Source organism: Pedobacter segetis (assembly GCF_016623585.1).
In the GTDB taxonomy this organism is placed as follows: Bacteria; Bacteroidota; Bacteroidia; order Sphingobacteriales; family Sphingobacteriaceae; genus Pseudopedobacter; species Pseudopedobacter segetis.
Genome location: NZ_JAEHFY010000006.1, coordinates 1 through 12,826 on the forward strand (window position 1 = coordinate 1; position 12,826 = coordinate 12,826).

At 35.5% G+C, this 12,826-nt stretch carries 14 protein-coding genes and 1 pseudogene; 8 read left to right on the plus strand and 7 right to left on the minus strand.

Features of this window, described 5'->3' with window-relative positions; genetic code table 11:
* Positions 1 to 206 precede the first annotated feature (206 nt).
* Positions 207 to 362, minus strand: a complete 156-nt coding sequence (locus I5M32_RS04980) for a hypothetical protein (protein ID WP_200585089.1) — start codon at positions 360 to 362, stop codon at positions 207 to 209.
* Between the two features lie 250 nt (positions 363 to 612).
* On the opposite strand from I5M32_RS04980, the gene I5M32_RS04985 reads away from it, so the two are divergent.
* The 3 genes from I5M32_RS04985 to I5M32_RS04995 all read left to right on the plus strand — a co-directional run bounded on the left by I5M32_RS04985 (position 613) and on the right by I5M32_RS04995 (position 2,860).
* Entirely contained in the window at positions 613 to 978 is a 366-nt protein-coding gene (locus I5M32_RS04985; protein WP_200585090.1) for a helix-turn-helix transcriptional regulator, read from the plus strand.
* A 94-nt stretch (positions 979 to 1,072) separates the two neighbouring features.
* Positions 1,073 to 1,552, plus strand: coding sequence for a Fur family transcriptional regulator (locus I5M32_RS04990; RefSeq protein WP_200585091.1), 480 nt, complete (start codon positions 1,073 to 1,075; stop codon positions 1,550 to 1,552).
* A 33-nt stretch (positions 1,553 to 1,585) separates the two neighbouring features.
* On the plus strand, positions 1,586 to 2,860 hold the full coding sequence (locus I5M32_RS04995; RefSeq protein ID WP_200585092.1) for an adenylosuccinate synthase: 1,275 nt from the start codon (positions 1,586 to 1,588) through the stop codon (positions 2,858 to 2,860).
* Between the two features lie 158 nt (positions 2,861 to 3,018).
* Here the strand turns inward: I5M32_RS04995 and I5M32_RS05000 are convergent, their stop codons facing one another.
* From I5M32_RS05000 to ispE, 6 genes are all read right to left on the minus strand, one after another.
* Positions 3,019 to 3,351 carry a type II toxin-antitoxin system PemK/MazF family toxin gene (locus tag I5M32_RS05000; RefSeq protein ID WP_200585093.1) on the minus strand — a complete coding sequence of 111 codons (333 nt, stop codon included), beginning with the start codon at positions 3,349 to 3,351 and terminating at the stop codon, positions 3,019 to 3,021.
* Entirely contained in the window at positions 3,348 to 3,581 is a 234-nt protein-coding gene (locus I5M32_RS05005) for a ribbon-helix-helix domain-containing protein (protein WP_200585094.1), read from the minus strand. The genes I5M32_RS05000 and I5M32_RS05005 overlap by 4 nt, the downstream gene beginning before the upstream one ends.
* A 60-nt stretch (positions 3,582 to 3,641) precedes the next feature.
* Complete coding sequence (locus tag I5M32_RS05010; RefSeq protein WP_200585095.1) at positions 3,642 to 4,244, minus strand: DNA-3-methyladenine glycosylase; 603 nt, start codon at positions 4,242 to 4,244, stop codon at positions 3,642 to 3,644.
* Positions 4,245 to 4,621: 377 nt separating this feature from the next.
* Positions 4,622 to 5,095 carry a GAF domain-containing protein gene (locus I5M32_RS05015; protein WP_200585096.1) on the minus strand — a complete coding sequence of 158 codons (474 nt, stop codon included), beginning with the start codon at positions 5,093 to 5,095 and terminating at the stop codon, positions 4,622 to 4,624.
* A 1-nt stretch (position 5,096) separates the two neighbouring features.
* Positions 5,097 to 6,341: a glycosyltransferase gene (locus I5M32_RS05020; protein ID WP_200585097.1), complete on the minus strand. Its 1,245-nt coding sequence runs from the start codon at positions 6,339 to 6,341 to the stop codon at positions 5,097 to 5,099.
* Positions 6,341 to 7,144 carry a 4-(cytidine 5'-diphospho)-2-C-methyl-D-erythritol kinase gene (ispE, locus tag I5M32_RS05025; protein ID WP_200585098.1) on the minus strand — a complete coding sequence of 268 codons (804 nt, stop codon included), beginning with the start codon at positions 7,142 to 7,144 and terminating at the stop codon, positions 6,341 to 6,343. Before ispE ends, I5M32_RS05020 begins: the two co-directional genes overlap by 1 nt.
* A 585-nt stretch (positions 7,145 to 7,729) precedes the next feature.
* Here ispE and I5M32_RS05035 point away from each other — a divergent pair.
* From I5M32_RS05035 to secDF, 5 genes and pseudogenes are all read left to right on the plus strand, one after another.
* Positions 7,730 to 8,551 carry a thymidylate synthase gene (locus I5M32_RS05035; protein WP_200585099.1) on the plus strand — a complete coding sequence of 274 codons (822 nt, stop codon included), beginning with the start codon at positions 7,730 to 7,732 and terminating at the stop codon, positions 8,549 to 8,551.
* 59 nt (positions 8,552 to 8,610) lie between these two features.
* Positions 8,611 to 8,829, plus strand: a complete 219-nt coding sequence (locus tag I5M32_RS05040) for a hypothetical protein (protein WP_200585100.1) — start codon at positions 8,611 to 8,613, stop codon at positions 8,827 to 8,829.
* Positions 8,830 to 8,902: 73 nt separating this feature from the next.
* Positions 8,903 to 9,256, plus strand: a pseudogene (locus tag I5M32_RS16985) (HepT-like ribonuclease domain-containing protein).
* On the plus strand, positions 9,243 to 9,743 hold the full coding sequence (locus I5M32_RS05055) for a dihydrofolate reductase (RefSeq protein ID WP_200585103.1): 501 nt from the start codon (positions 9,243 to 9,245) through the stop codon (positions 9,741 to 9,743). The pseudogene I5M32_RS16985 and the gene I5M32_RS05055 overlap by 14 nt, the downstream one beginning before the upstream one ends.
* Positions 9,744 to 9,849: 106 nt before the next feature.
* The gene (gene secDF / locus I5M32_RS05060; protein WP_200585104.1) at positions 9,850 to 12,816 is read left to right on the plus strand and encodes a protein translocase subunit SecDF; all 2,967 of its coding nucleotides are present in this window, start codon (positions 9,850 to 9,852) and stop codon (positions 12,814 to 12,816) included.
* Positions 12,817 to 12,826 lie beyond the last annotated feature (10 nt).

Below are 12,826 nucleotides of genomic sequence, written 5' to 3' on the forward strand. Positions count from 1 at the left end.
ATTTCTAATAAAATTAACCCTGTTTGTTTTTGGTTTGCAATTAAGCAAAGCAATTAACTAGCAACTTGAATTAATTATTTAAATAATTTTAGTACTTAGAATAACTATTTTAAATTTTAGTTGAATTTATTATATGGATAATTATAAAACGACCATTTTCGCATTTAGTAAAATGCAAAAATAGCCGTTACAAAAATTAACTCATATTACCCATTAGTTAGTGTTCCATCAATATCTACTTTAGTATTATGTGGTATACCATCTAAAACTCCTGTAACATGTACAGTTAGAGTTGCTTTCGGTTTATCCCCTCCAACAACTTTTGAAAGGTCTTTTACTTCAAATTCTTTTAAATTATCCATTATCTTAAATTTAATATTTTATGTCTTTCTTTCACCACCTTGGCAGGGCAAAGTATTTTCCCTCTTGTAACGCTACTTTTCAAATTTGTAAACAAAAAAATTAAATATTGGAATAAAAATATTCCTCAGCAGAATAAAATATGCTGTTTTAGAATAAAAATATTCCATATCAGCATAAAGTTTCTTGAAAAAGCAAAAACATTTTTTGCGAAAATTACATTATCTTGCTAAACCAAAAACCCTCAATCCTATGAATCAAGACATTGGCGCAAAAATTAAAAAAGTAAGGACCGAAAAAAACATCAAACAAGAAGAATTAGCCTATTTTTTAAGAATAAAGCAAAGTACCCTTTCTAAAATCGAGAATGGAAATATTTTCATCAGTTTTGAGCAAATCATCAATATTGCTTACTATACCAAAACGCCCATTCATGATTTTTTTCCTGATAATTTGACCCATCTACAACAAATTAATTTTAGGATGGAGTTGCAAAATTTAGAAAACGATCTGCGCTACCAAAAAGAATTGAATGCCCAACTCCTTAAAAGGATACAAAACCTGGAAAGGCAATTAACAGAAAATGGAATTACCCCCCACCGCAAACGCAAAGTTTGAGTCGTACCTAAATTCTTGGTAGCAAAAATTTGTTGTTAAACATTTCATTTAGCAAAATGATATTTTTTAATAACTTTGAACCTTAATAACTATTATGGCTTTACAAGAGACCATTGATATGGTAAAAAAGATTTTTGAGACCTATCTCGAAAATAAAAACCTCAGAAAAACTCCTGAACGCTTTGCTATACTAGAAGAAATCTATTCCCGTACCGATCATTTTGATGTCGAGTCGCTTTACATCCAAATGAAGAATAAAAAATACAGGGTAAGTAGGGCAACTGTTTACAACACTTTAGAATTATTGCTCTCTTGCGATCTGGTTACCAAGCACCAATTTGGTAAAAATATGGCGCAGTTTGAGAAATCTTACGGTTTTAAACAGCATGACCATATTATCTGTTTAGATTGCGGTAAAGTGGTGGAGTTTTGCGATCCTAGGGTGCAACAAATACAATCTATGATGGGCGATTTATTGAAATTCGACATCAAACATCATTCTCTAAACTTATACGGCAATTGTACCCAATTAAAAGAAGGGAATTGCGCATCGCAAGAAAATAAATTTAATTAATTCATTTAAACTCATATCCAACCAAAAAAATAAATGGCTGTTGATGTATTATTAGGCCTTCAATGGGGCGACGAAGGAAAAGGTAAAATAGTGGATGTTTTAGCTCCAAAATATGATTTGATCGCCCGTTTCCAAGGTGGTCCCAATGCTGGGCATACTTTAGAATTTGATGGTAAAAAGTTTGTTTTAAATACCATACCATCAGGTATTTTTGAAAAACATACCATGAATTTAATCGGCAACGGTGTGGTGATCGATCCTATCATCCTTAAAAAGGAAATAGATAAACTAAAAGATGCTGGTATTGATCTATTAGCGAAAAAGAATTTGATGATCGCCCGTAAAGCGCACCTGATTTTACCAACACACCAGTTATTAGATGCCTCTTCTGAAAAGAAAATGGGCGATAGCAAAATTGGTTCTACCTTAAAAGGGATTGGACCAACTTATATGGATAAAACCGGTAGAAACGGTTTACGCGTCGGCGATATCAACCTGCCAGATTTTAAAGAGAAATACAACAAACTGGTAGAAAAACATTGTTCTATTTTGGCTAATTACGGCGAAATAGAAGATTTTAGCGAAAGAGAAAAAGCATTTTTTGATGCTTTAGAGCTACTTAAACAATTCCCACATGTAGATAGCGAGCATATTGTGGCTAAATATTTAAAAGAAGGCAAAAAAGTTTTGGCAGAAGGTGCGCAAGGTACCATGCTTGATATTGATTTTGGTTCTTATCCTTTTGTAACCTCTTCAAATACAACAACGGCTGGTGCTTGTACCGGCTTAGGTATAGCCCCAAATAAAATTGGGGAAGTAGTTGGTATTTTCAAGGCTTATTGCACCAGGGTTGGCGGTGGGCCTTTCCCCACAGAGCTTGATAATGAAGTTGGCGAAGAATTAAGAAAAATTGGTCATGAGTTTGGTGCTACAACCGGTCGGCCACGTAGAACCGGCTGGATAGATTTACCTGCCCTTAAATATGCAATAATGCTGAATGGCGTTACCCAACTGGTAATGACAAAAGCTGATGTATTGAGCGGTTTTGATAAAATTTATGCTTGTACCCATTATAAATACAATGGCGAAACAATAGATTATATGCCTTATGATATTTGTAGCATAAAACCCGAACCAATTTACCAAGAGATTGAGGGCTGGAAAGAAGATTTAACAGGCATAAGAAAGCAAGAAGAAATCCCTGCCAAATTACAGGCTTATATAGATTATTTAGAAAAAGAACTGGAAGTGCCCATTAAGTATCTATCGGTTGGGCCGGATAGGTTGCAAACTTTGGTTTTAAACTAAAAGATTTGAAATAAAGTTATTTTAAAGCATTAGCCCTTGGGTTGATGCTTTTTTTTGCTCAATTATTGATGGTGATGCAGCTTGGGCTACCTAACTAATTTAATATCCAATTTGCAAAACTGGTAAACTAATGCTTAACAAAGCAAAAATTAACTAAATCAATACCTCAAGATTTCATTCAAGGTTTTAATCGCCAACTCTAATTCTGTTTTACTGATAAATCCAACTCTTTTAATTAGCCTTTCTTTAGCAATAGACCTTATATGGAAAACGAGAACCTCAGAAATATCAGTTAAGCAATTATTAGCGTTAGGTTCTAATATGGGGTTGCCCTTGTAATTCTTAACTTTAGTAGTTAAAGGAGCTGCAATGATAATTTTAGTATGGGTATTTAACAAATTACCACTCAGTATTACAATTGGTGTATACCCAGCTTGTTCACTTCCTTTAACTGGATCAAGGTTGGTGTACCAAATTTCCCCTTGTTTCAATCTTTGATTTGCTTAAAATAATCACCCATCCCCTCTTCTGCGATAGATAAAATATCGGGATCATCTTCAAAGTTTCTGTAAGAACGTACATATTCTGCCTTATTGATTTGATCAAGATAAATGCGAAGTGCTTTTTCTATCAACTTATTTTTGGGCAATTTAAGTTTAGCAGCTTTTTCTGAAAGCAAACTCATTAAATCATCTGGAAGTGTGCTAGTGAAGGTTGTCATTTCTTAAATATTTATGTAACAAATTTGTATATTTTATTTATGATTTACAAATATAAATCATCAATACTTTGTTTTTGCGCTTACAAATTTATTTCCCTTTAAAAAGAAACGCCAAGGTATAGAAAAATAAGGTTCTGGGCAGCTTAAACCAATTCTCGGACTTTCTATAATATCTTTTTCCAAAAATTCAATTCCTTTGTTTTCAATCCAAATTAAACCATCAGTAAGAGATGAATTATCAAAACTCTTGTTTAGCCCAAGTGCTTTGGCTAATGAGCCAGGCCCTTTTGCCAATCGGTTTAAAGGCACTTGCCCCCTGCGCTGTTGCATAATATCCAAACCAAACTTAGGCTCAACTGCCCTTACCAAAATTACCTGTGAGTTGCCTTCATCACCGGTAACAATATTCAACATATCATGGATACCATAGCAAACGTACATATAAGAAACACCGCCTCTGTTAAACATGGTGGCGTTTCTTTCTGTTTTTCTATTATTAAATGTATGGCAGCTACTATCTATGCTTCCCATGTAAGCCTCGGTTTCTACGATCATCCCACCGGTTAACTTACCATCAACATTGCTGAAAAGGAATTTCCCTATCAGCTCTTTGGCCATTTTAACAGTATCGTTACGATGGTAAAAGGTATTGTCTAAATTCATTGAAAAGAAAATAAAATGTTTCCTTACTAATTTTTATCAGAGTTGTTTGTGCTTTCGATTGTTTTCTATCTTAAGATACCCTAAATAACCAAAAGTAGAAGGGAAATCCTCTAGAAGATTTCTCACTAGAAATAACAAATACTTTTTGCTGATTTTTTTTGAAGAAAGTTCAAAACCCAATCAGCCAGCCAAAAGAAAAACCTATTAAAGCAAACGTTTTTGTTAAATCCAACTGTTTTATAGGCATAACTATTGAATTTGTCTTTTTTATCGGGTTTAACCCTATTGATAAACTTGATTTAAAAATTTTTGAGCGATAGATTTGTAAAAAACCCTTTCATCTGCACCTAAACCAGAAATACAAAATAGGTTTATCTTTAAAATTTGATCAATCCTAAAACTTGTTCTAAATATTGTTGGTCAGTTTCATCAAAATAATCCAATTGCTCACTATCCACATCCATAACCCCAATCACTTCTCCGTTTTTAAAAATCGGAACAACAATCTCAGACTTTGATAAACTGCTGCAAGCAATATGCCCTGGAAATTTATCCACATCGGCAACTATCAAAGTTTCTTCTTTTTGCCAACAAGCACCACAAACGCCATTTCCTTTTTTAATTCTGGTACACGCAACGGGGCCTTGAAATGCAGAAAGCACCAATTCATGTTTCTGTACCAAATAAAAGCCTACCCAAAACCATTTGAATTGCTCTTTTAAAGCAGCACAAACATTACCAAGATTGGCTATTAAGTCTGTTTCTCCGCTTATCAAGGCCTCTATTTGCGGGATAAGTGATTGATATTTAGATGCTTTATCTCCTTTTATGATATTTAGATCTTCTGCCATTTTATTTATTCTTTTCCTCGATCCATTTAGAAAGATATTTTGTGCCCATTGCAGAATGGTATTGCAGCATGGCACCTAAAAAATTACTTTTCCGGTGTTCTTCTAAGTTCTGGTTAAGTCTTTTGATGCTAGATATAAACCTTTGCCGTCCTTTTTCCTCGTCAAAAAGCTGGTTAACAATATCAATTCCGTTCAACTGAAATTTGCCCCAAAGGTTTTTATTTTGATAAAGTTTTACCGCATCATCAGAGAAATCTTTAGGGTTGCTAGCCACAAAACCGCCCCAAGGTAAACCCTCACGCATACCTTCTACGGCAATTGGTGTGCTTACATTTGGTGTTCCGCTTTGCATGGCATCGATCAACTTGCCCTTTAAACCGGCACCAAAAACCAACGGACATAAACAAACCCTTGCTTTTCCCATCACTTCTTTTGCATCCAAAGCCCTTCCTTTTACCAAAAACCCCTCTTTAGGGTTGTTAAGTTGCGTAACCTTTGCCGATGGATAAGCACCATAAACATGAACCTGCGCTTCAGGAAGTTTTTTTCTGATCAATGGCCAAATTTCATTTTTAAGATAAATAACCGCTTGGTAATTAGGTTCATGCAAAAAATTACCAATGGTAATAAAATGTTCCCTATCCTCAAAATTTAACCAATTATCCGCTTCAGAAACTTCAATTTTTGGCAATAAAAAAGGAAGGTAAAGCAACAAAGCTTCATCAATATTAAAAACTTCATTTAGCAATCGCATTTCAAACGATGATATAATCAAAGATAAATCGCACCTTAAAATACTGGCTATCTCGCGTTTAGCGATATCCTCTTTCAGCAAATCATCAATATAAAAATCTCTTTTTTCTTTAAAAGCTTTTTGCCTTGCAGATCTTAAACAATGCAGGTCTTCGGTATCCAAAACCTTTATCGCATTGGGGCAATTCTCGGCAACACGCCAGCCAAATTGTTCTTCCGTTATAAAGCGATCAAACAATACAAGATCCGGGTTTAGGGTTTTTACAAACTCATCAAAACCGCTATCATTTAATTTAATGGTAGCTTTCTCCACATCAAAATTGGCCAGGTTTACCATAAATTCACTATCTGCAGCAGCGCTGGCAAAAGTAATCTTATATTGCTGATTCTTTAGCGCTGTGATCAGCTGCATCATCCGGCTTCCAGCAGCAGAAGAATTTGGCTCGGGGAAAACCGTCCCAATGATCAATATTTGTTGTATTGGTTTGCTCATTAAATATCGGTAAAAACCAAATTATCTTTTTCTAAAAAACTTAGATCAACTTCTTCTTCAAAAATCCCATAAACAGAAGCCCCGCTCCCACTCATTAAAGAAAACAACGCCCCCGCACTTTTCAATTCTTTTTTAAGGGCTGCTATTTTAGGATGATTTTTAAGGATATGAGGTTCAAAATCGTTAACAATTTTACTTTCCCAAGCTGTTAAAGGCAGTTTTATCAATTCCTTAAGCGAATGTTTTGGTGTTTGGGCTTTTACCCCTAGGTAAGCTTCGGCAGTAGAAACATGAACTTGCGGCATTACCAAAACAAGATGATAAGCAGACAAATCAATTTCTATATCCTCAAATTCATCGCCTTTTCCATTCGCAAAAACGGGTTTGTTTTGGATAAAAAAAGCACAATCTGCACCCAGTTTCCTACAATAAGCTTCCATTCTTTCGTTAGTAAGCTTCAAATCAAATTTGTTATCGATCAATTTGATAAAAAAAGCAGCATCGGCAGAACCGCCGCCCAAACCTGCACCAATAGGAATATTTTTATGCAAATGGATGTTAATATTGGGCAAATCAAAATCTTTCCTCAACATATTATAAGCCTGCAAACAAAGGTTTTGGTCTGGGTTACCGGGAATTTCAATCCCAGAAGTCTCAAAATCCATCTCGCTACTTTCCACAACTTCCAGCGCATCCTTAATTTTTACGGGATAAAAAACCGTCTCCAAATCGTGGAAACCATCATTTCTCTTATTGGTGATATTTAAACCGATATTAATTTTGGCATTAGGAAAAGCAATCATCAATATTAACAATTAGGAGTTTTGCACATTAATAGGATGGCAAATATAGATTAATTTAATTTGTAGGATAAAATCTCGTTTTTTGATAAAATAAATATTTGGGCGTTTTATCCGCCAGCTGGCAGATTTCGCTATATCATTTTTTGTCTTATCCTTCGGCTCCCTCTTCGGCTCCGCTCAGAGTGACAAGGCGCAGAGTGACAATGCTAGGGATGACAAAAAAGCCTGCTAGAATTACAGGCGGGGATGCCGCTGCAATCGTTAATGCACTTATAATATTTATAAAAGCGTAATTAATACCTTAATAAATGACATACTGAATGGATGCTTCGACTCCGCTCAGCATAACAAGCTTGAGGGCCTAAGGGAAAGTTTTCCTGAGCGGAATCGAAGGGAATGTCATCCTGTGCGAAGTCGAAGGGAATGTCATCCTGAGCGGAGCCGAAGGGAATGTCATCCTGAGCGGAGTCGAAGGGAATGTCATCCTGAGCGGAGTCGAAGGGAATGTCATCCTGTGCGGAGTCGAAGGAAATGTCATCCTGAGCGGAGCCGAAGGAGAGTGGACAGAAAATTTAAAAACCAAAAATGAAACAATACCTAGATCTGATGCGCCATGTTTTAGAAAACGGCGCACAAAAACACGATAGAACGGGAACAGGGACCATTAGCGTTTTCGGTTATCAAATGCGCTTCAATTTAGCCGAAGGTTTCCCGATGGTTACCACTAAAAAACTGCATCTAAAATCTATCATCCATGAGTTGATCTGGTTTTTAAGTGGTGATACCAATATCAAATACCTAAAAGAAAACGGTGTAAAAATCTGGGACGAATGGGCTGATGAAAATGGGGATTTAGGCCCGGTTTATGGTTCGCAATGGCGATCTTGGCCAAAACCAGATGGTGGGCATATCGATCAAATCGCTAATATCATCAACCAAATAAAGAACAATCCGGATAGCCGAAGGATCATTGTTTCTGCTTGGAACGTTGCCGAAGTAGAAAACATGGCCTTACCGCCATGCCATAGTTTTTTCCAATTTTATGTAGCCCCCGCAGATGAAGCCAAAGGAGAAACAAAAGGAAAATTGAGTTGTCAACTTTACCAACGCAGTGCAGATATTTTTTTGGGTGTACCTTTCAATATTGCCTCTTATGCCTTATTGACCATGATGGTGGCACAAGTTTGCGATTTAAACCTTGGCGATTTTGTACACACTTTAGGCGATGCGCATCTATACAATAACCATATTGAGCAAACCAAACTACAATTATCACGCAAGCCAAAAGCTTTGCCCACCATAAAAATAAACCCCGATGTTAAGGATATTTTCGGGTTTAAATTTGAAGATTTTGAATTGGTGGGGTATGATCCACATCCTCACATAAAGGGGGTTGTGGCGGTATAAGGTCTATTTTAATTAAATCGTCATTAGGTTTATCATATTCAAAAAGTTAATTTTACAATATGTCAATCATTGATCAACACAAAGAACGTTTAGAATTACTTTGTAAAACATACAAAGTTGATAAAATGTATATTTTTGGTTGTGCTTTGAATGAAAAATTTAACAATAAAAGCTACGTTGATTTATTGGTAAAATTTAAAGAATTTGATTTGGCGAATTATTTTCTGAATTACATTAATTTTAAAGAGGAGTTGAAACTTCTTTTGATAGAGAGGTAGATTTAATAGAAAAACAAACATTAAAAAACCCCGTACTTAATTAATTCTATAAATAAATGTAAACAATTGATTTATGGATGAAAGAATTTTTAATTGGCTGTTCGATATTAAAATTTCCATTGATGAAATAACCTCTTATTTTGAAAACGAAGAAAAAGATTTCAAAAAATATAAGAAAAATTTAATGCTAAAAAGGGCAGTTGAAAGAAATTTGGAAATTATAGGGGAAGCATAAAATCGTATTTTGAAAACAGATATAACCTTTATTGATAAAATTACAGATGCAAGATCTATTATTGGTTTAAGAAATCAAGCTATTCATTCTTACGATAATATTTCTGACGAGAATATCTGGTCTATAGTTATGAACCATCTTCCTAAACTAAAAACGGAGATTGAAAATTTGATTCAAAATGATCAAAAATAACTCTAACCTCTCCCTCATCGTAGCCACCGATCAAGAAAACGGTATCGGTAAAAACAATCAGTTACTTTGGCATTTGCCCAATGATTTAAAGTTTTTCAAAAAGACCACTTCTGGCCATAGCATAATTATGGGCCGTAAAACATTCGATTCTATTGGTAAACCCTTGCCAAACCGAAGAAACATCATCATTAGCAGAAAAAAAGATTTAAAGATTGAAGGAGTAGAAGTTTATAATAACTTAGAAAGTGCGGTTAAAGCTTGCGCCGATGATGAAGAGCCTTTTATAATTGGCGGTGGTGAGATTTACCGTGAATCCCTACCCTTTGTAAAACATATTTATATCACTAAAGTACATCATCATTTTAATGCAGATACCTTTTTCCCTAAAATAGAGGCTTTAAAATGGGAAGTAATATTTAAAGAAGACCATCAGAAAGACGATAAACACGCTTTTGATTATTCTTTCATGATATTAAAGCGGCTTTAATTAAAAGCTAATAATTTAATCTTTAGGGATTTTATAAATTAAAAATTTAATTAGCTTTGCCCTCTTGAATTTCAAAATCAAAATTACACCAATCAATTAAAAAAAAATGCAAAACAAAGGAATCATTAAGTTTGCAGCTATTGTATTAACACTTTTATGTTTGTATGCGCTTTCTTTCACTTTCGTAACCAACAAGGTAGAAAATGATGCCAAAGAATACGCTAAAGGCGACCCGATTAAAGAAAAAAGATATTTAGACTCTATGTCTAACCAACCGGTTTACCCTATTTTAAACCATACCTATCAGTATGTTAAACAAAAAGAAATCCCATTAGGTTTGGATCTAAAAGGAGGTATGAACGTTACCATGGAGATTGAATTGTCCCAGCTGGTAAGAAGTTTGGCCAACAACCCATCAGATGCTACTTTTAATCAGGCTTTAAAAAATGCGGAAGCTAAATTATCAAAAAGCCAAGAAGGTTTAATTTCTTTGTTTGTATCAGAATACGAAAAATTGAATCCAAACGGTAAACTATCTACCTTTTTTGCCACAAAAGAAAACGCTAATGATCTTAAATTAAATGCTACCAACAATGAGGTAAAATCATTTTTAGATAAGCAATCTACCTCGGCGGTAGAAAGATCGTTCAATATTTTAAGGACCCGTATAGATAAGTTTGGGGTTACCCAGCCCAACATACAATTACAAGACGGTTCTAACCGTATATTGGTAGAATTGCCTGGCGTAACAGAAAAAGAACGTGTGCGTAAATTGTTGTCTGGTTCTGCAAAATTAGAGTTTTATGAAACTTATGATAACACAGAAATATTCCCCATACTTCAAAACATCAATAATATTTTAGCCGCAAAACAGCCTAAAACAGAAGCTAAACCAACATTAAAAACAGACAGTAATAAATTAGCACTTTCTAAAGATAAGCCAGCCTTATTAAGCGCAAAAAGAGATAGCGTTGGTAAAGATTCTTTAGGTAAAGAAGCGCTAGCTAAAACAAACCCGTTATTTGCGGTTTTATCTCCTGCCACTTACCAAGGCCAAAACGGGCAACAAAGCTTACGCCCTGGCCCAACAGTTGGTTATGCTTCTGAAATAGATACCGCAAAAATAAATTCTATCTTTAACGAAGAAGATGTTAAGGCACTTTTACCAAGTAACCTAAAATTACTTTGGAGCGTAAAATCTATTTCGCCAGATTCTAAAGTTTTTGAACTTTTTGGCATTAAATCTACAGGGCCAAACGGAGAGCCCGCTTTAGGTGGCGACGTTATCTCTAACGCCCGTGAAGATTTTGATCAACGAGGCAACCCAGAAGTGGTAATGGTGATGAAAACCGATGGTGCCAGGGAGTGGAAAAAAATTACCGCTGCCGCAGCAGGTAACCCACAAAGCGAAGACGATAATAAATCTATCGCCATTGTTTTGGATAATTCTGTTTACACCGCACCAAGGGTTTCTGGAGAGATACCAAATGGTATTTCTTCAATTTCTGGAAACTTTACGGTTGATGAAACAAAAGATCTAGCCAATATATTAAAAGCGGGCAAGCTTCCGGCACCTGCAAAAATTGTACAAGAGGCGGTTGTTGGGCCTTCTTTAGGTGCAGCAGCGATCAGCTCTGGTTTAACCTCTGCAGTTGTTGGTTTAATTGTGGTATTAATTTTCATGATGTTCTATTACAATAGAGCAGGTACGGTTGCCAATATTGCAGTATTTACCAACGTATTCTTTTTAATGGGTGTATTAGCATCTTTAGGTGCTGTACTAACACTTCCGGGTATCGCAGGTATCGTACTTACATTAGGTATGGCGGTTGATGCTAACGTTTTGATCTATGAACGTATCCGTGAAGAATTAAACTTGGGTAAATCTTTAAGGTTAGCGATTTCTGATGGTTATAAACATGCGATGCCATCAATTTTGGATAGTCAGGTTACTACCTTGATTACGGGTATCATACTTTATATATTTGGCTCTGGCCCGATACAAGGTTTTGCAACTACCCTGATCATAGGTATCATTACTTCGTTGTTCTCGGCGATCTTAATTTCTAGATTGATCTTTGAATGGATGCTGAAAAAAGAAATGCCGATCAAATTTTCTAACCCTTGGAGCAACCATACGTTCAAAAATGCCAATTATAACTTTGTTGGCAAGCGTAAGATATTTTACTTCGTATCAGGGCTATTTATCACTTTGGGCATTATCTCAATTATCGTAAGAGGGTTTAGCCTAGGCATAGATTTTAAAGGCGGCAGAACTTATATCATCAAATTTGAGAAAGCGGTAAATACAGAAGAAGTTAGGGTAGATCTTAATGATGCTTTTGGCGTAGCCTCTGAGGTTAAAACCTTTGGCAGCGATAATCAGATCAGATTAACAACACCTTATTTAATTGATAGCCAAGCAGATAATGCAGATCAATTAGTAGAAGCTAAATTAAAGGAAGGTTTATCAAAATTACCTAATAATAAAGGCACTATTGAAAGTTCCCAAAAGGTAGGGCCAACCATTGCAAACGACATTAAGGTATCTGCAATTTATGCCGTACTATTATCTATTTTAGCCATTGCGCTTTATATCTTCGTGAGGTTTAGAAAATGGTCTTATAGCGCCGGTGCTTTGGTAGCATTATGCCATGATGTGCTGTTGGTGCTATCTTTCTTCTCTTTATTTAACGGAATTTTACCGTTCTCGTTAGATATTGACCAAGCATTTATAGCGGCAATATTAACGGTAATAGGGTATTCTATCAATGATACGGTGGTGGTATTTGACAGGGTCAGAGAGTTTTTGGATCAGCATCATGCAAAAACCGATAAAATGTCTGTAGTGATTAACGATGCGATCAATAGCACATTAAGCAGAACGGTGATTACGGCTTTAACGGTTATTTTTGTTTTAGCGGTGCTGTTTGTTTTTGGGGGCGAGGTTATCAGAGGTTTCTCTTTTGCGCTATTGATAGGTGTAATCTTTGGTACCTATTCTTCTATCTGCGTAGCAACACCAGTTGTGGTAGATTTTATCAAGAAAGAGAAAAAAGAAGAAAACGGTTAATAACAAATTC